The organism is Brevundimonas variabilis, from assembly GCF_014199945.1.
In the GTDB taxonomy this organism is placed as follows: Bacteria; Pseudomonadota; Alphaproteobacteria; order Caulobacterales; family Caulobacteraceae; genus Brevundimonas; species Brevundimonas variabilis.
The window spans coordinates 600,560-617,180 of record NZ_JACHOR010000001.1 but is presented as its reverse complement, the minus strand read 5'-3'; the positions used below and the strand labels follow the sequence as shown (position 1 = coordinate 617,180).

General features: G+C 68.7%; 15 protein-coding genes. 7 read left to right on the top strand and 8 right to left on the bottom strand.

Going from position 1 to position 16,621, the window contains the following annotated elements:
• Positions 1 to 60: 60 nt before the first annotated feature.
• Both murJ and trpS read left to right on the top strand, forming a co-directional pair.
• Positions 61 to 1,686, top strand: a complete 1,626-nt coding sequence (gene murJ / locus GGR13_RS02980) for a murein biosynthesis integral membrane protein MurJ (protein ID WP_246347690.1) — start codon at positions 61 to 63, stop codon at positions 1,684 to 1,686.
• Positions 1,687 to 1,724: 38 nt separating this feature from the next.
• Positions 1,725 to 2,768, top strand: a complete 1,044-nt coding sequence (gene trpS / locus GGR13_RS02975) for a tryptophan--tRNA ligase (protein ID WP_183211957.1) — start codon at positions 1,725 to 1,727, stop codon at positions 2,766 to 2,768.
• 6 nt (positions 2,769 to 2,774) lie between these two features.
• On the opposite strand, the gene GGR13_RS02970 is transcribed toward trpS, so the two are convergent.
• On the bottom strand, positions 2,775 to 3,527 hold the full coding sequence (locus tag GGR13_RS02970; protein WP_183211956.1) for a dienelactone hydrolase family protein: 753 nt from the start codon (positions 3,525 to 3,527) through the stop codon (positions 2,775 to 2,777).
• Between the two features lie 46 nt (positions 3,528 to 3,573).
• Entirely contained in the window at positions 3,574 to 4,101 is a 528-nt protein-coding gene (locus GGR13_RS02965) for an OmpA family protein (protein ID WP_246347689.1), read from the bottom strand.
• A 258-nt stretch (positions 4,102 to 4,359) separates the two neighbouring features.
• Here GGR13_RS02965 and GGR13_RS02960 point away from each other — a divergent pair, with 258 nt between their 5' ends.
• Positions 4,360 to 5,163 carry a hypothetical protein gene (locus GGR13_RS02960; protein WP_183211954.1) on the top strand — a complete coding sequence of 268 codons (804 nt, stop codon included), beginning with the start codon at positions 4,360 to 4,362 and terminating at the stop codon, positions 5,161 to 5,163.
• Positions 5,164 to 5,187: 24 nt separating this feature from the next.
• Here GGR13_RS02960 and purH read toward each other — a convergent pair whose 3' ends face one another.
• The 4 genes from purH to rpe form a co-directional block, all read right to left on the bottom strand.
• A complete protein-coding gene (gene purH / locus GGR13_RS02955; RefSeq protein ID WP_183211953.1) occupies positions 5,188 to 6,792 on the bottom strand; it encodes a bifunctional phosphoribosylaminoimidazolecarboxamide formyltransferase/IMP cyclohydrolase in 1,605 nt (534 codons plus the stop codon).
• A gap of 135 nt (positions 6,793 to 6,927) precedes the next feature.
• Entirely contained in the window at positions 6,928 to 7,416 is a 489-nt protein-coding gene (locus GGR13_RS02950; protein WP_183211952.1) for a PA2169 family four-helix-bundle protein, read from the bottom strand.
• 98 nt (positions 7,417 to 7,514) lie between these two features.
• A complete protein-coding gene (locus GGR13_RS16835; RefSeq protein WP_183211951.1) occupies positions 7,515 to 9,329 on the bottom strand; it encodes a heparinase II/III domain-containing protein in 1,815 nt (604 codons plus the stop codon).
• Positions 9,326 to 9,985, bottom strand: coding sequence for a ribulose-phosphate 3-epimerase (gene rpe / locus GGR13_RS02940; RefSeq protein ID WP_183211950.1), 660 nt, complete (start codon positions 9,983 to 9,985; stop codon positions 9,326 to 9,328). Before rpe ends, GGR13_RS16835 begins: the two co-directional genes overlap by 4 nt.
• A gap of 272 nt (positions 9,986 to 10,257) precedes the next feature.
• Between rpe and GGR13_RS02935 the strand changes: the two genes are divergently transcribed.
• A complete protein-coding gene (locus GGR13_RS02935; RefSeq protein WP_183211949.1) occupies positions 10,258 to 10,713 on the top strand; it encodes a DUF2141 domain-containing protein in 456 nt (151 codons plus the stop codon).
• Positions 10,714 to 10,737: 24 nt separating this feature from the next.
• Positions 10,738 to 12,204, top strand: coding sequence for a carotenoid oxygenase family protein (locus tag GGR13_RS02930; protein ID WP_183211948.1), 1,467 nt, complete (start codon positions 10,738 to 10,740; stop codon positions 12,202 to 12,204).
• Between the two features lie 3 nt (positions 12,205 to 12,207).
• Here the strand turns inward: GGR13_RS02930 and GGR13_RS02925 are convergent, their stop codons facing one another.
• Positions 12,208 to 12,972, bottom strand: coding sequence for a LytTR family DNA-binding domain-containing protein (locus GGR13_RS02925; RefSeq protein ID WP_183211947.1), 765 nt, complete (start codon positions 12,970 to 12,972; stop codon positions 12,208 to 12,210).
• A 62-nt stretch (positions 12,973 to 13,034) separates the two neighbouring features.
• Between GGR13_RS02925 and GGR13_RS02920 the strand changes: the two genes are divergently transcribed.
• On the top strand, positions 13,035 to 13,457 hold the full coding sequence (locus GGR13_RS02920) for a DUF2141 domain-containing protein (RefSeq protein WP_183211946.1): 423 nt from the start codon (positions 13,035 to 13,037) through the stop codon (positions 13,455 to 13,457).
• Here the strand turns inward: GGR13_RS02920 and GGR13_RS02915 are convergent.
• Complete coding sequence (locus GGR13_RS02915; protein WP_183211945.1) at positions 13,444 to 14,172, bottom strand: TetR/AcrR family transcriptional regulator; 729 nt, start codon at positions 14,170 to 14,172, stop codon at positions 13,444 to 13,446. The genes GGR13_RS02920 and GGR13_RS02915 overlap by 14 nt on opposite strands.
• 179 nt (positions 14,173 to 14,351) lie before the next feature.
• Between GGR13_RS02915 and GGR13_RS02910 the strand changes: the two genes are divergently transcribed.
• A complete protein-coding gene (locus tag GGR13_RS02910) occupies positions 14,352 to 16,589 on the top strand; it encodes a TonB-dependent receptor (protein WP_183211944.1) in 2,238 nt (745 codons plus the stop codon).
• Positions 16,590 to 16,621 lie beyond the last annotated feature (32 nt).

The following is a 16,621-nucleotide window of genomic DNA, read 5'->3' as shown; positions in this document are numbered from 1 at the left end:
CCGCCTGCGCCGATCGAGCCCGCTGCTGCCGTTCCAGCGGCCTCGGCCACCGTTGATCCGATGGTCCAGCCGCCCGCATCGGCCACGACCTCGGGCAAGGGGGGCGGCATGATGCGGTCCTCGGCCATCTTCAGCGGCATGACCCTGATCAGTCGGCTGGCCGGTTTCGCGCGCGATACGGTCATCACGGGCTATCTGGGGGCTTCGATCGGACCGGCCGGGGACGCCTATTACACGGCCCTGAATTTCCCCAACCTGTTCCGTCGCATCTTTGCCGAGGGAGCCTTCGCCGCCGCCTTCGTTCCCGCCTATGCCCGGACGCTGGAGACCGAGGGTCAGGAGGCCGCAGACCGGGTCGCGACCGATGCGCTGGCCGTCATCGCCGCCATCACCGTGGCCCTGACGATCCTGGCGCAGCTGACGATGCCGTGGATCATGACCGTCATGAACTCGGGCTTCCTCGATGATCCGGTGCGGTTCAAGCTGGCCGTCGTCCTGACCCAGATCACTATGCCCTATCTGCCCTGCATGGCGGTGGCGGCCCTGCTCAGCGGCGTGCTGAATGCCCGGGGACGGTTCATCGTCTCGGGTGCCTATCCGATCCTGCTGAACCTGATCATGCTGGCGGCCGTGATCCCGGCCACAGGCGGCCCGATCCAGGCGGCCTATGCCGCATCCTGGGCCGTCGGCATCGCCGGGGTCGCGCAGGCCGGGCTGTGCTGGTGGGCGGTGCGCAAGGCCGGAGCCAATGTCCGGCTGTCGATGCCAAGGCTGACAGGGCCGGTGAAGGCCATCATCATCACCGCCATCCCGGCGGCCATCGGAAATTCGGCGACCCAGATCAACGTCTTCATCTCGCAGAACCTGTCCAGCTGGGTGGACGGCGGTCGCTCCTGGCTGTCGACGGCGGACCGGCTGTACCAGCTGCCTCTGGGGCTGGTGGGCGTCGCCATCGGCATCGCCCTGTTGCCCCGTCTCTCCCGGGCCGTGGCGTCCGAGGACAAGGGCCAGCAGCAGTCCTCGATGGACGAGGCCATGATCCTGTCCATGGCCCTGACCCTGCCTGCAGCCGCCGCCCTGATGGCCATGCCCTATTTCCTGATCGATGCCCTGTTCACGCGCGCCGCCTTTCTCGAGGTCGACGCCCGGGCGACGGCGGGAATTCTGCTGCAGTTCGGCTGGGGCGTTCCGGCCTTCGTGCTGATCCGTATCCTGTCTCCGGCCTATTTCGCGCGTCGCGACACCCGGTCGCCGATGACCTTTGCCCTGGTGTCGGTCGCCGTGAACGCCGTGCTGGCCATCGGACTGTTCAACCTTGGCATGGGGGTGGCGGGTATTGCCGCAGCGGTGAGCGCCTCGGCCTGGGTCAACGCCCTGCTGCTCGCCGGCCGGCTGTGGCGTCGGGATCTGTACCGGCCCGGCGCTGCAGCGATCTCGCGCCTGGCCCGCATCCTGCTGGCCAGCGCGGGCCTCGGCGCGGTCGTCGCGGCGGCCTCATGGGCGCGTCCCGTCTATGAAGCCCCCATTGCCGAACTGCTGGCCGGGATCGGATCGTCGCACGGGGCCAAGGAGATCAGCCTGCTGCTGGTCACGGGTCTTGGCGGGCTGGTCTATGTCGGACTGGCCTTTGCGACCCGTGCGGTGACCATCGGCGAGGTCCGCGGGCTGCTGCGGCGAGGCCGCTAGACCTTGCCCTCAACCGTTGCTTGAGGCATTGCCCCGACATGTCCGACGCCCCTGATACCGTCTCCGCCTACACCGGTCCGCGCCGTGTCCTTTCGGGCATCCAGGCGTCCGGGGCCCTGCATCTCGGCAACTATCTGGGGGCGTTGAAGCGGTTCACCCAGCTGCAGGACGCGGGCGCGCCCTGTTTCCTGTTCGTCGCCGACCTGCATGCCATCACCGTCTGGCAGGATCCGGCCCTGCTGACGGCCCAGACGCGCGAGATCGCGGCGGCCTATCTGGCCTCCGGACTGGATCCGGCGAAGTCGGTGATCTTTCCGCAGTCGGCGGTGCGGGCCCATGCGGAGCTGGCCTGGGTGTTCAACTGCGTGGCCCGTCTCGGCTGGCTGGACCGGATGACCCAGTTCAAGGAGAAGTCCGGCAAGCACAAGGAACGCTCCAGCGTCGGCCTCTACACCTATCCGGTGCTGCAGGCGGCGGACATCCTGCTGTACAAGGCGACCGAGGTGCCGACCGGCGAGGACCAGAAACAGCATCTGGAACTGACCCGCGACATCGCCGCCAAATTCAACACCGACTTCGGCGTGCCGGGCTTCTTCCCCCTGCCCGAACCCCTGACCCAGGGACCGGCCCCGCGCGTCATGTCGCTGCGGGACGGCTCGGCCAAGATGTCGAAGTCGGATCCGTCCGACCAGTCGCGCATCAACCTGACCGACGACGCCGACACGATCGCGGCCAAGATCCGCAAGGCCCGCACCGATGCGGAGCCGCTGCCGGAGACAGTCGACGGTCTGGGCGACCGGGCCGAGGCCAAGAATCTTGTGACCCTCTATGCAGCCCTGGCCGACATCAGCCGCGACGAGGTGCTGGCGCAGTTCGGCGGCCAGGGTTTCGGGGCCTTCAAGCCGGCGCTGGCTGATCTTGCCGTCGCCTCACTGGCTCCCGTCAGTGCCGAGATGCGCCGCCTGATGGCCGATACCGCCGAGATCGACCGGGTCCTGAAAGACGGCGCTGAGCGTGCTGCTGCGATCGCCGATCCGGTGGTCGACGAGGTCAAGCGGATCGTGGGCTTCTGGCGGGCCTGATCCAGCTCAGCCCGGCTGGGCGACATCCTCGAGCAGGGCCCTGAACCGCCGGATCGACTCGTCGGTCAGTGCAAGATCATGACGCATCGGGGGAACCCCGGTGGGCTCGTCGAAACTGTGGGTCCCCTCGGCGATCCAGGTCTCGACCTCGGCTCCGCAGTTGCGGACCATGTCGTGCACCCGTTCGGCATTGCGCACCGTGGTCAGGTGGTCGCGCCGGGCGATGACGGCCAGAACGCGGGGACAGTGCCGCCAGGGCTTCATGCGATTGGCTGCCGCGATGCCGACATAGGGGTAGGCCAGCCAGGTCGCCCGGACCCCGGTCAGGTCGCAGGCCTCGGCATCGATCACGCCCATGGCCCCTTTCCGGTTCGGGTCGGCGCTCATCGCCTCCATGATGCCCCAGCCGCCGTGGCTCCAGCCGGCCAGGGCCAGGCATTTGTCGTCGATCTCGGGTCGCTGCGACAGGCCGGCGATCGTGGCCAGGATATCACCGGCGCGTTCGTGGCCGTGGAACTGCAGGCCGGTGCAGACCGTCGCCATGGCAAAGTTCCGGCTCCAGCCGCGCGATGCATAGGAATCGACGATGGCGGCGCGCCATCCGACGGCGCGGGCCGCCTCGGCATATTTCGGGAGATGAGGCCTCAGACCCCCGCAGCCATGAAACAGCAGGGCGGTCGGGCGCGGGCGGTCGTCGTCGGGGCCGACGAGGGTCGTGTGCGGCTCCAGCCGGGCCCAGCGGGCGGATAGGGTGTCCATGGCGAACACCCTATCCGTTGTTGGTCGGCCTTGCAGCCGTCCTCGTCTAGCTCAGGACGACGATGGCGACGCGGCGGTTCTGCGACCGGCCTTCGGCCGTGTCGTTCGGAGCGACGGGGCTCTCTTCGCCGTAGGAAATGGTGGCCATCCGGTTCAGGGCGATGCCCTGGCGGCTCAGATAGCGGCGCACGGCTTCGGCCCGGGCCTCGCCGAGGGCATTGTTGTAGGATTCCGGACCAGCGGCGTCGGTATGGCCCTGGATCTCGAGATAGACATTGGCATTTTCGGCCCGCAGCCGCTGGGCCAGTTCACCAAGGCGCGCTTCGGCCTCGGGCGACAGGGCATCGCGGTCGGACGGGAATTTCACCGAGTCGTCGGACAGGACGACCTCGTACAGGAATTTGCCCTCGGCCAGCTTCTGGGCGGCATTGGCGCGGTTCAGGGCCTCACCGGCCAAGCCCTCGACCTGGGTCACGCGACCGTCGACGGTGGTCACGCGGGTGTCGACGACCTCGACCTGGTCGCGGACGAAGCGGTGGCTGGCGCAGCCCGAAAGGACGAGCGCACCCAGCAGGGCTGCGGATGCCGCGGTGGCGGAACGGGAGAGGGTTCGGGTCAAGGCAGGTCTCTGTCGTTGCGGGTGCGCCGGACCCGGGGGAAGGATGCGCGGGCGGGAGGTGACGGGATCGTGATGGCGTGGTGATGACGCAGACGGGGCAGGGCTGGCCGATTCCGACCCCGATCCCGCCACGGTTCGCATAACGCCGGACGCCCCCATTCTGACGCGGAGGGATGGTCCGCTGCGCCACATGGTCATGATGCGACGCCCAAGTTGAGCCGGACACGACGACGCTGGGCGGCCGGTGTGGTCAGCGCGGCGATCCACATCGGCATCGGCGGGTTGTTGCTGTTGCCGGGTTCGCCCCGGCCGGATCCCCAGCCCCTCGCCGCCCGGCCTCCGCCGATCGAGATCACGCTGTCGGTGCCCCGTCCGCTGCAGACGCCTGTGGCCGAACCCCTGCCCGAGCCGGGGAGCGAGACCGGGAGTCCGGCACCCGCCGCCAGCGCGCCGGTGCCGAGCGAGGCCCCGGCGACACCGCCCCTGCCGCTGGCGGCTCCGGTGGCGACCCGCCGGCCGGTGACCCCGCCCGAGGTCCGGTCCGAGCTCGCCGTCGCGGCCGTGGCAACGGCAACCATGGCGACGGTCAGCGAGGCCGAGCTGGTCGGTGCCATGCGTGCGGGGGACACCGGGGGGCAGGGGTCGGGGTCCGGGGGCGATGGCGGCCCGGGTCGCGGTCAGGGCAATGGCGGCGGGTCCTGCGACATGGTCGCCAGACTGCAGACGAAACTGCGCGAGGACGACGACATCCGCCGGACCGTGGCCGAGGTCCAGCGCAGCGTGGGGGGGCGGGCCCTGCTGGTATGGGACGGAGACTGGCGCCAGAACCCCGGACAGGCCGGCAAGGGGCTGGCGGGCGTGCGCCAGGCTATTGCCCTGGAGGTCGCGTTCGCCCCGGCCGCCTGCCGGACCCAGGCCATGCGAGGGCTGGTGCTCGTGACCCTCTCGGACGCGCCGGGCGGTGCCAGGGTGGCGCTGGGCACCGGCCGCTGGCGGTGGTCCGACCTGCTGCGCTGAGCCCGCTCGCGGCCCAGTCGACCCCTAGTGGCGGAAGACCCGGACGCCGGTGAAGGCCATGGCAATGCCGGCCTCGTCAGCGGCGGCGATGACCTCGGCGTCGCGCATCGAGCCACCGGGCTGGATGACGGCGGTGGCCCCCGCCCCGATGGCTTCCAGCAGGCCGTCGGCGAACGGGAAGAAGGCCTCGGAGGCACAGGCCGAGCCCTCGGCCAGCGAATGGGCCAGCCCCTTGGCCTCTCCGGCCTCGCGGGCGCGGATGGCGGCGATCCGGGCGCTGTCGCGACGGTTCATCTGGCCAGCGCCGATACCGGCGGTCTGGCCGTCCTTCGCATAGACGATGGCATTGGACTTGACGTGTTTGGCGACGGTGAAGGCGAACAGCATGTCGGCGATCTCGGTCGGCGTCGGCTGGCGGCGCGTGACGATCCGCAGGTCGGCGGCCGTCAGGCGAGACCGGTCGCGGCCCTGCACCAGAAAGCCTCCGGCGACCGAGCGGAACACCTCGCCCGGGCCATGGGCGTCGGGCAGGCCGTCCGTGATCAGCAGGCGCAGGTTCTTCTTGGCGGCGAAGACAGCCCGGGCATCCTCGTCGGCACCGGGGGCGATGACGACCTCGGTGAAGATGTCGGTGATCGCGCGGGCGTCGGCCCCGTTCAGCGGGCGGTTGACGGCAATCACGCCCCCGAAGGCCGAGACGGAATCGCACTCCAGGGCGCGCGCATAGGCTTCGGACAGGTCCGCCCCGACGGCGACGCCGCAGGGATTGGCATGTTTGACGATGACGCAGGCGGGGGCCTCGAACTCGGCAACCAGTTCATAGGCGGCATCGGCGTCGGCAATATTGTTGTAGCCCAGTTCCTTGCCCTGGACCTGTTCGGCGCGGGCGACGCCCGGGCGGACCTCTGCAGTCCGATAGAAGGCCCCGGTCTGGTGCGGGTTTTCGCCATAGCGCAGGGTCTGGGCAAGCGCGCCCGAGATCGACTTGCGCGCCGGGGCGGCATCCTCGACCTGGTCGGCGAACCAGCCGGAGACGGCCGCGTCATAGGCGGCGGTACGGGCGAAGGCGCGGGCGGCGAGGCGCTTGCGCAGGGCCAGCGAGGTCGTGCCGTCGGCCTTCAGGGCCGCCATGACCTCGGCGACCGAGGCGGCATCGACGCAGACCGCGACATAGCCGTGGTTCTTGGAGCCGGAGCGGATCATGGCCGGGCCACCGATGTCGATGTTCTCGACGGCAGCCTCGAACGTGCCACCGGCGGCGACAGTGCTCTCGAAGGGATAGAGGTCGATCCAGACGATATCGATCGCGCCGATGCCGTGGTCGCTCATGGCCTTGGCATGGTCCGCAGCGTCCCGAACGCCCAGCAGGCCACCGTGCACGACAGGGTGCAGGGTCTTGACCCGGCCATCCATCATCTCGGGAAAGCCGGTCAGGTCGGCAACGTCCTTTACCGGCAGGCCGAAGCCGGCGATGGCCGCGCGGGTGCCGCCGGTCGAGACCAGCTCCACGCCCAGATCGTGCAGGGTGCGGGCCGCGTCTTCAAGCCCGGCCTTGTCCGACAGCGAGATCAGTGCCCGGACCGGCCGGACGGCGTCAGGGGAAGGCGGAAAGTCGGGGGCGGCGGGCATGGGCAGGGTCCGTGAGCGAGCGATCCGGGGAGACGCGCGGGGCTCTAGCACCTGTGGTCGGGGCTCGTCACGGCGAACACACGAAAAAGGCCCCGGCAGCGGTGCCGGGGCCTCGATCGATCGCGTCAAATGTCTTCAGATGGCGCGCGGCGGTGCCGGGTCGACGCCGTCTGTGCGTTCAAGGGCGTGCTTCAGGTCACGCATCTGGTCATGTCCGGATTTCACCGACTCATAGGCCCGGCGGATCGTTTCCTTCGTCGTGGCCGAGACGTCGGAATCTTCCAGGGCCCGCTCGAACTTGGCCTTGATATGGTCTTCGCCATTCTCGACCGAGTTCACCACGGCCTGTTCGTCACGAAGCAGGGCATGTTTGACGTCGAGGAAGGCGCGGTGGGCCTTGGCGAGGATCGAGCCGTCGTCCTCGGGCTCGCCGCCCAGGACCCGGACCGAACCCTGAAGGTCCGTCGCCACCTGCTGGCGTTCGAAGCTGCGCTTCTCGAACACCGACTTGTAGCGGGTGTCCTCGGTTTCCTTTGCGGCCTCGCGATAGCCGTCGGCGCTATCCAGCGTCGTCTCGATCAGGCCGTTCAGGACCTTGATGTCGTGATCTTGGTTCGTGTTCATGGAAAGCTCCTTGGGGATGTTCGACAATGTCGAGCCCTAGGAGCGTCCGAAACAGGCCGTTGGTTTCAGCTTGGCCGTGAGGAAACCCGCCTTCGCATTCAGTGGGGGTCCGTCGATGCCCCGGCAGGGCTCAGTTTCCAGCGCACCCGGGTCTCGGCATCGGTGCGGGCAGAGCCGCGCACAACGATCTGCAGGGCGCGTCGGGTCAGGCCGTCATCCACATGGACGGACGGCTCAATGGCGACATCGGGGCCATCCGTCCGGAACCACCAGCCCCGGCCCGAATGCCCGCGCAGCAGGATCGAGCGGCGGTCGCGCGCCAGGGACGCCTGGACGCCGGGTTCCAGCTGGAACCGGACGGCATAGGGGGCCGCGATCGGCCGGACGGCCGGGCCCCCGCTGGCGGATGGATGAAGACGTTCCTCGGCGCGCAGTTCGTCCAGCTTCTGATCCAGATAGAGACGGCGCTCATGCAGCAGTCCATGGGTTTCCACCCAGCCATCGTGTTCGGCCTCCAGCCAGACCGCGCCGTCGGCCTCGCGATGCTGGACCTTGACCGTCAGCGGCCGGCTGATCAGGCGAGGGCCCAGCAGATCCGCGTGCCATCCGCCCAGCGGCTCGCCGAGGGACCGGTCGCCGAGCGTCAGGGTCGAATGGCCGGGCGTGAGACGCAGGGCCTGGCGGTCCGCGGCGCGTGGCGTCCAGCCACAGCCGGTCACGATCCGGTCGCGTCCACAGGCGATTTCCAGCGCCAGGGGCTGGGCGCAGGCCGTGTTGCTCCATGGGCCCTGACCCGGAGCAGCGGTATCGGTCACGATGGTCAGGAGCGGGCTCTGGATGCGCCAGTATCCACCGATGGTGCCGGGGGCCGGGGCCTCGGGTCGGCCCTCATGCGACCGGGCCGCCTCGACCCGGGCGGCGGTCGAAGGTCCTCCGCCCTGGAAGGCGACCAGACGTCCATCGGTCATGGTCAGGTCGCGCAGGGCCAGTGTCAGCCGCCCGATTGCCGATGTCACCGCCTCGGGCACAGTTTCGGACAGCTGCGCGAGGGCATCGTCCAGGGTCATGAGGTCCAGCAGCAGTTCCAGCCCGGCCTCGGGGCTGCGGGAGGCGTGAACACCGTCGGGTCCGACCGCCACGCGCAGGGCCTGACCCAGCCGACCCAGCGCAATGCGGCGCAGACGCGCGCCGGTCGCTCCGGCCAGGACCGAGCCGCCGATGGCGGCAGCCGTGAGACGCTCCGCACGCCCGGCCAGGCCCCCGGGCGGGCGCAGGAGCTGGCGGGCCTGGCGCCCGAGGATGTCGGCCAGACGCAGGCGCTCGGCCTCGGTGGCCACATTGCCCATCTTGCGGGCCGCACAGGACAGGTTGATCACGCGCCGCGCCAGGATGTCGGGGTCCCAGGCAAAGGGCGACCATCGCGCGAACAGACCCCACCACGACAGCGTCAGCCGCAGGGCCTCGCGCGCGCCGCGTTCGCCCTGAATAATCAGAGAGGGGAGCCAGGCGAAGGCATGAAGCTCCGTCGCAAAGGCCCGATTGGGGCTGGGCCGGTTCCACGGATCGGCGGGTGTGCCGGCCTCGAGACTGGAGCCGGCGAGGGTGAGGCGTCCGCCCAGCAGGGTCTTGCCGAGCTCGCCATCGCAGGGGCGGAAGTCGCGCGGGGTTGCGGCAAAAGCGATCGCCTTCCCGGTCCGCAGGGTCAGGCCATAGCCGGGAAGGCCGTAGAGCTCGATCCACATCTGGCGGGTCACCAGGCGACCGGCGATAGCGGGCCAGAGCTCCGGACCGGTCGAGGGGCCGGAGGTCCGGACCGGGGTGCGGACGGGGGCTCCGCGCAATCCGGGAATCTCGCCGGACGGCGGAACCGGGGCCGGGGCGTCGGCTCCGGCGAAGGGGCCGAGCGGGCTCACGCCGACTTCAGGGCGGCGATGTTGGCGGCGTAGGCGTCCGGACCGCCCTTGAAGACGAAGGACCCGGCGACGAGGGCATCGGCCCCGGCCGCGACACAGGCTGCGGCATTGGCCGAGGTGACCCCGCCATCGACCTGCAGATGGGCGTGCGATCCGGCCGCATCGATCAGGCGGCGGGCACCGGCGATCTTGCGCAGGCTGCTGTCGATGAACGACTGGCCACCGAAGCCTGGATTGACCGACATGATCAGCACCAGATCGACCAGGTCGATCACGTCCTCCAGGATGTTCAGCGGCGTCCCGGGGTTGAAGACGATCCCGGCTTTTGCTCCGAGCTGGCGGATGCGGCCCAGGGTGCGATGCAGGTGCGGGCCGCTTTCGGGGTGGACCGTCAGGACGTCGGCCCCGGCGTTGCGATAGGCTTCCAGCCAGGGATCGACCGGCGCGACCATCAGGTGGACATCGAAGGGCAGGGTCGTGTGCGGACGCAGGGCCTTCACCACATCCGGCCCGATCGTGAGGTTGGGGACGAAATGGCCGTCCATGACATCGACATGGATCCAGTCCGCGCCCGCAGCCTCGAGGGCAGCGACCTCGGCTCCGAGTTTCGCAAAATCGCTGGCGAGGATGGAGGGGCAGATCAGGGGCGCGGTCATGATCTCTGGATTACGGCGCGGGGGACGGGGGGGCAAGGGTGGTCAGGGCGGGATGCGAGTCCGCAACGCAATCCGCTCAGCCCGGCGTTCGCCGGGATGAGCGAGATCGAACATGTTCATTCGCGTTTCGTGAGTGGACAGCGACTGCCGTTCGCGAAGTCGGGGCGGTCGCTGCCGCAGACGCGGTGGCGGGACCGGGGCGATGGCGGCACGGTCTGGTCATCGGAACCCGGTGGTCGGGCTTCCCGCCACTCAGCAACAGGACACATACCATGACCCGCATCGCTCTCCTCGCCGCCGCCGCCCTGATGATCTCGGCTCCGGCATTCGCCCAGCCCGATACCGCCCAACCCGCAGCAGCCCCGGCCGACGCCGCCGCCCTGACGCTCACCTTTGATGTCGGCGCCGACACTGGCCGCATCATGGTGGCCCTGTTCGACAGCGCCGAGGCCTATGGCGGGCGCGGCGCACCGATCGGCCAGACCATGGTCGATGTGGCGGCGGGCCAGCGGACGGCGGCCTTTGCCGGCCTCAAGCCCGGGCCCTATGCCGCCCGGATCTTCCATGACGTCGATGGCGATGGCCAGATGGACACCAACCCCTTCGGCATGCCGACCGAGCCCTATGCCTTCACCAACAATGCCCGCGGCAACATGGGACCGGCCAGCTGGGAACGCGCCAATGTGGTGGTGTCGGGCCCGACCGCCCAGACGATCACCCTGCGCTAGGCTCCATCCATCAGGATCGCTGACATGACCCCCTCACGCCGCCACTTCCTCATGGGCGCCGCTGCCCTGTCCGCTGCCGTTGCCACGCCAGAGATGGTCCGTGCCGCCATCGCCCAGGACGTGGCCCTCGACTGGTCCCTGGCCTCGGCCGACCTCGAGGCCGATATCGCACCGCGGGCCATGCGGCTGATCCACGGCCGCGCGCCGGCCGGGCTGGAGGGGACGCTGTTCCGCAACGGCCCGGGCAAGTTCCGGCGGCCGGGCGGCAGCGCCACACACTGGTTCGATGGCGATGGCCTGATGCGGTCCTTCGATATCCGGGACGGTCGGGTGACGCTGGCCGCCCGGTTCGCCGACACGCCCAAGCGGCGTCACGAGACGGAACTGGACGCCGTGGTCACGCCCGGCTTCGGCACGGTCGGTGACAGCCGGGCACGGCTGGGCTCCAGCGACGACGGCAATGCGGCCAATACGGCGGTCATGGTGGCGGGCGACAAGATCTGGGCCCTGTGGGAAGGCGGATCCCCGACGCAGATGGATGGCGCCACCCTGGCGACCGAGCAGTTCGTGACCCTGCGATCCGATCTGAAGGGCATGCCGTTCCAGGCCCATCCCCGCCCGGCGCCGGACGGCACGATCTGGAACATCGGCACCAATGGCGACCAGATGGTCGTCTGGCACATGAACGTCGACGGATCCCTGATCGAAGCCTCGGTCGTGGCCTTGCCGCGCGCCAGCTACATGCACGACTTCACGGCCACGGACCGGCATCTGGTGATCGTGCTGCAGCCCTGGGTGTTCGATCATTTCGGCATGCCCTTCTCCAGCCAGTTCGCCTGGAAGCCGGAGCTGGGCACCCAGGTGCTGGTGCTCGACAAGGCCGACCTGACCCGGACCCGGCTGTACGAACTGCCGACCTTTTCCTTCTTCCATCTGGGGGACGGCTGGGCCGAGGCAGACGGGACGATCCGCTTCGATGTCGCCGCGAACAAGGACGTCGCCTTCGCGATCGACGGGGCGAAGGTCATCGTCCAGGGGCGGGGCTCGACGCCGGGCGAGCCTGCCCAGCTGGCGATGGTCACCTTGCGTCCCAATGGCCGGGCCGAGATGGCCCGGACGGGGATCACGGCCGAGTTTCCCAAGGGTGATCCGCGGCGGGCGGGCCTGAAGCGCGACCTGACCGTCCATGTGGCCGGCGAGAGGGGGTCCCGGCCCCTGCCGACCGGTCTGGCGGTCCAGGACTGGCGCACAGGCCGGTCGCATACCTTCGAGTTCGGCAACACCCAGGTGGTCGAGGAGATGGTGTTCGTGCCCAGGCCCGGAACGACGAACGAGCGCGACGCCTGGCTGGTCGGGCCGTCGATCAATCTGGCGACCGGGGTGACCGAACTGCATGCCTTTGACGTGGCGCGGGTCGAGGACGGGCCGGTCGCGACCTGGGCGGCGGACGTGGCCCTGCCGGCCGGGTTTCACGGAGCCTGGCGGGGATAGGGGTCAGTACCAGCCGGCGTCGCGGAGGGCCTTGGCGTAGCGGCGGCTGACCGGGGCCTGGAGACCGCCGTCCAGCGTCAGGGTGGCCCGTCCGTCGCCACGGCTGACGTCGCGGACGGCCCCTCGCGCGACCCACCAGCTGCGGTGGGTCTGGGCTCCTTCCAGACCCTCCAGCTCCTCGAGCGCATCGGACAGCCGCATGAGGATCAGGTCCGAGCCCCGGTCGGTGTGAATCCGAAGATAGTGGTCTTCGGCCTGGACAGCGCGGATCGCCGCTCCCCGCATCTTCAGGGGCAGGCGGTCGGGGAAACGCGCCGGAGCGGTGCCCACGGGTGCGGCATGGGTCTGGACCGGCTGCGCCTTGGCCAGAAAGACATTCACCATGCTCATGGTGGCGGTCACGACGACCACAGCGAAACCGACGTCGGCCATGGCGGCGAGGGGATACAGCCGACCCGAGAAGGCCAGGCCGCTGGCCGCCCAGACGAACACTGTCAACGGACCTGAAATGACCAGCACGAGGGCCAGCACCGCGCGCCAGGGCTGTTCGTCGAGATTGACGTAACGCTCGACCCAGCCGGAACACAGATGGCCCCAGACCGCGCCGCACAGCATGATCGGGATCCAGTAGGCCAGTCGCAGGAGAACTGGCTGGTCCGTGCCCATGAAGGCGCCGGTCAGTGCCAGGACGATCCCGCCGACACCGGCGACCAGAAGGCCCCGCGAAAGGGAGGGGTCGAGGCGGGCGAACGGTGATTTCGACGTCATGGCTGGACGATCCCCCGATCCGCGAACACGATGGTGCCCTGAGACCATGAAACGGGACGGATATGAAGAGACCTGTGTGCCTGATCGTCGCGTTGGCGGGCCTGTCCCTGCCGGGGACTGCGCTGGCGGGTGACCTCGTCCTGTCGCTGAGCACGCGCGAGGCGGGCGGCACGCTGGCGATCGCCGTCTATCGCGATGCTGACAGCTTTCGCCGCAGCGAGGGTCCCTTCAGGACGGTCAATGTGCCCCGGACCGGTCCGGTCACGACGGTCACCATCCGCGACCTGCCGCCCGGACGCTATGCTGTCGGGACCTTTCACGACACCGACGGCAATGGCCGTCTGAGCACCTGGCCGATCGGCCTGCCAAAAGAGCCGTACGGGTTCTCGCGCGATGCCCGGGGTCGCGTGGGACCGCCGGCGTTCGATGCCGCAGCCTTCGACCTGCCAGCCAGCGGCGGACGGCAGGCCTTCACGCTGAAATAGGGCGTTCGGCTCCGCATACGGCCCGGAAACCGGCGGCAGCGAACCGGACCATATAGTCGCTGGCCGTCTCCAGATCGCCGGAGCGGCACAGGCCGTTCGACAGCCGGTCCAGACGTCCGGTCTCGCCCAGCGTCAGGGTCAGGGCCCCGGACAGATTGTGCCAGGCCCAGTAAAGATCGACGTCTCGCGCATCCGGCAGAACCTGGGCGATCAGTTCGATCAGCCGCCGGATCGCGGGGTCGAAATAGCGGGCCATGGTCTCGCCGCCGAAGGTCGGGTTGGCATTGGTCTGGGCCACCAGGGCGGCATAGTGTTTCCAGCCAGGCCCGCCCTTGAGTGACCATTCGAACGGCGGGCGCAGGAAGGCATGGAGCAGGCCCTCCAGCGTCATGGCGGCACCGGATGCAGCCGCATAGCGATTGATGGCCTCGACCCGCTCGTTGTTCCAGACCTCGGCCCGGCGCAGGAAGACGGCATCGAACAGGCCCCGCTTCGCCCCGAAATAATAGTGGACCAGGGCCGTATCGACGCCCGCCTCGCGCGCCACCTCGCGGATGGTCACGCCATAGAAGCCGTGTTTGGAGAACAGGTCCTCGGCGGCGTCGAGGATCAGGTCGCGGGTGTCCGCACCGCCGCCTGCCAGAGCCTTGGGCGGCCGACCGCGCCTGGCGGGTGTCGGGGCGGTCCGGGAGGGCGGCGCATCCAGCTTGGTCATCGCGCCAAGCTAGGCACAGGCCAGTGGCCGGTGCAACGGCGCCACAGCCCGGAGCTCACGTTGCGGAACGCCAGCTTGGCCGTTTGACAAGGCGGTCGAACGGCGTAGTTTCCGTGAAAATCATTGAACGCTGAATAAAAGCGTCTTTCGGCTTGGAACAGACAGGGATGGGGTTTCCGATGAACAGACTGATGAAGTGCGCCTTGCTTGCGGGCGTGGCGTGGAGCACGGCCGCGACCGCGTCGATGGCCCAGACCGCAGCCCCGGCCGCGGACCAGCCCGAGAGCGTGACCAATATCGACGAGATCGTCGTCACCGCCCGTCGTCGCGACGAGGCTCTGAAGGACGTTCCCGTCGCCGTCTCGGCGATCGGTGCCGAACGCCTGGAAGAGACCGGTGCCATCGACATCACGGCGCTGCAGCAGCAGACGCCGAACGCCACGGTGCAGATCGCCCGGGGGTCCAACTCGACCCTGATCAGTTTCGTGCGCGGCGTCGGCCAGCAGGATCCGCTGTGGGGCTTCGAGCCCGGCGTCGGCCTGTATGTCGACGACGTCTACATCGCCCGTCCGCAGGGTGCCGTTCTCGACATCTTCGACATCGAGCGCATCGAGGTCCTGCGCGGACCGCAGGGCACGCTGTATGGCCGCAACACCGTCGGCGGCGCGATCAAATACGTCACCTCGCGCATGGACCCGACCGAGGCCGAACTGACGCTGAAGGGTGCCTACGGCAGCTACAACCAGATCGACCTGCTGGCCTCGGGCAGTGTCCCGGTCACCGACACCCTGCGCATCGGCGCCGCCATCGCCAGCTATGACCGAGACGGCTACGGCCAGAACCTGAACACCGGGGCCGAGCACTACAACAAGGACATCCTGGCGGGACGTCTGAGCGTCGAGTATCAGCCGGCCGAGAACGTCTTCTTCCGCCTGGCGGCCGATCGTGTCGAGGATGATTCCAACCCCCGTCACGGTCACCGCGAAGTGGCCGGGACCGGTGCCGATGCCGGCGTTCCCGGCAGCGTCTATGACACCCGCGCCGGCGTGGGCGATCGCAACTCGGTCGTCAACGAAGGCGTTTCGCTGACCGCGCAGGTCGACCTGAACGACGTCTGGACGGTCAAGTCGATCACGGCCTATCGCGAAGGCGACACCGACACGGTGATCGATTTCGACAATACGCCGCGCCCGACGCTGGACGTTCCCGCCATCTATGCGGACCACCAGTTCACCCAGGAATTCCAGGCCCTGTTCCAGTACGACCGGATCCAGGGCGTGATCGGCCTGTTCTATCTGGACGGCACGGCATCGGGCGCCTTCGACACCATTGCGGGCAACCTGGGCCTTGCGATCGGAACCGCAGGCTTCGTCGAGACCGAGAGCGTCTCGCTGTTCACGGACGTGAACATCGACCTGACCGAGCGACTGCACCTGTCGCTGGGCGGTCGCTACACAAGCGACACCAAGAAGGGTGACGTGTTCCGCGCCAACTATCTGGGAGCGACCCGCACGCCCCTGCTGGGCGGTACGGCGCGTCCGACGCTTGGCGCAGCCCGTACCGACTATACGGCGTCCAAGGACTTCAACGACTTCTCGCCCAAGGTCGCGCTGTCCTACGACTTCAGCGATGCCGTCACCGGCTATGCCTCCTGGTCGAGCGGCTTCAAGTCGGGTGGCTATGACATGCGCGGCGACGCCATCTCGACCCCCCAGACGGTCAATGGCTATGACCCCGAGACCGTCGACTCCTTCGAGATCGGCCTCAAGGGTTCGCTGTTCGACCGTCGCCTGAGCTTCAGCTCGGCCGCCTTCTACAACGAATACCAGGACCAGCAGGTCACGACCCAGGTGCCCGTCGTCGTCAATGGCGTGACCACCGGGATCGCCAGCTTCGTCGACAACGTCGGCTCCTCGACCATCTATGGTGCGGAATTCGAAGGGGCCCTGACCATCAGCGACAACCTGACGGCCAATGTCGCCGTCGGTTACCTGCAGGCCGAGTTCGACGAGTTCAACCGCTTCAACCTGACCACCCGGGTGTTCGAGAATATCGCCAACCTGGTCGTCCTGCAGAATGCCCCGGAGTTCACCGGCTATTTCGGCCTGACCTGGCGCGGACAACTGGCCGGTGGCGATCTGGCGGTCACGCCGTCGGTCAGCTTCCGCGACGACTACAGCCTGTTCGAGTTCCCGAACCCGATCCTGGACCAGAAGGCCTATTCGCTGGTCGACCTGTCCGCCGTCTGGACCGACCCGAGCGACCGCTACACGGTCGGCCTGTACGGACGTAACCTGACCGACGAGGAATACCGTGTCGGTGGCTACACCTTCCCGGGTGCCGCCTTCAACGACAGCCAGATCGGCTACTACGGCCCGCCGCGGACCTTCACTGCCTCCCTGCAGGTCAAGTTCTGATCGGTCGGCAGATCTGAATCGAACATCGGGCG

What these genes read in the sequence shown, in the direction of transcription:
- murJ (WP_246347690.1), top strand. Translation starts at nt 61, where the DNA reads ATGGTCCAGCCGCCCGCATCGGCCACGACCTCGGGCAAGGGGGGCGGC.
- trpS (WP_183211957.1), top strand. Translation starts at nt 1,725, where the DNA reads ATGTCCGACGCCCCTGATACCGTCTCCGCCTACACCGGTCCGCGCCGT.
- GGR13_RS02970 (WP_183211956.1), bottom strand. Translation starts at nt 3,527, where the DNA reads ATGGACACCCTATCCGCCCGCTGGGCCCGGCTGGAGCCGCACACGACC.
- purH (WP_183211953.1), bottom strand. Translation starts at nt 6,792, where the DNA reads ATGCCCGCCGCCCCCGACTTTCCGCCTTCCCCTGACGCCGTCCGGCCG.
- GGR13_RS02950 (WP_183211952.1), bottom strand. Translation starts at nt 7,416, where the DNA reads ATGAACACGAACCAAGATCACGACATCAAGGTCCTGAACGGCCTGATC.
- rpe (WP_183211950.1), bottom strand. Translation starts at nt 9,985, where the DNA reads ATGACCGCGCCCCTGATCTGCCCCTCCATCCTCGCCAGCGATTTTGCG.
- GGR13_RS02935 (WP_183211949.1), top strand. Translation starts at nt 10,258, where the DNA reads ATGACCCGCATCGCTCTCCTCGCCGCCGCCGCCCTGATGATCTCGGCT.
- GGR13_RS02930 (WP_183211948.1), top strand. Translation starts at nt 10,738, where the DNA reads ATGACCCCCTCACGCCGCCACTTCCTCATGGGCGCCGCTGCCCTGTCC.
- GGR13_RS02925 (WP_183211947.1), bottom strand. Translation starts at nt 12,972, where the DNA reads ATGACGTCGAAATCACCGTTCGCCCGCCTCGACCCCTCCCTTTCGCGG.
- GGR13_RS02920 (WP_183211946.1), top strand. Translation starts at nt 13,035, where the DNA reads ATGAAGAGACCTGTGTGCCTGATCGTCGCGTTGGCGGGCCTGTCCCTG.
- GGR13_RS02915 (WP_183211945.1), bottom strand. Translation starts at nt 14,172, where the DNA reads ATGACCAAGCTGGATGCGCCGCCCTCCCGGACCGCCCCGACACCCGCC.
- GGR13_RS02910 (WP_183211944.1), top strand. Translation starts at nt 14,352, where the DNA reads ATGAACAGACTGATGAAGTGCGCCTTGCTTGCGGGCGTGGCGTGGAGC.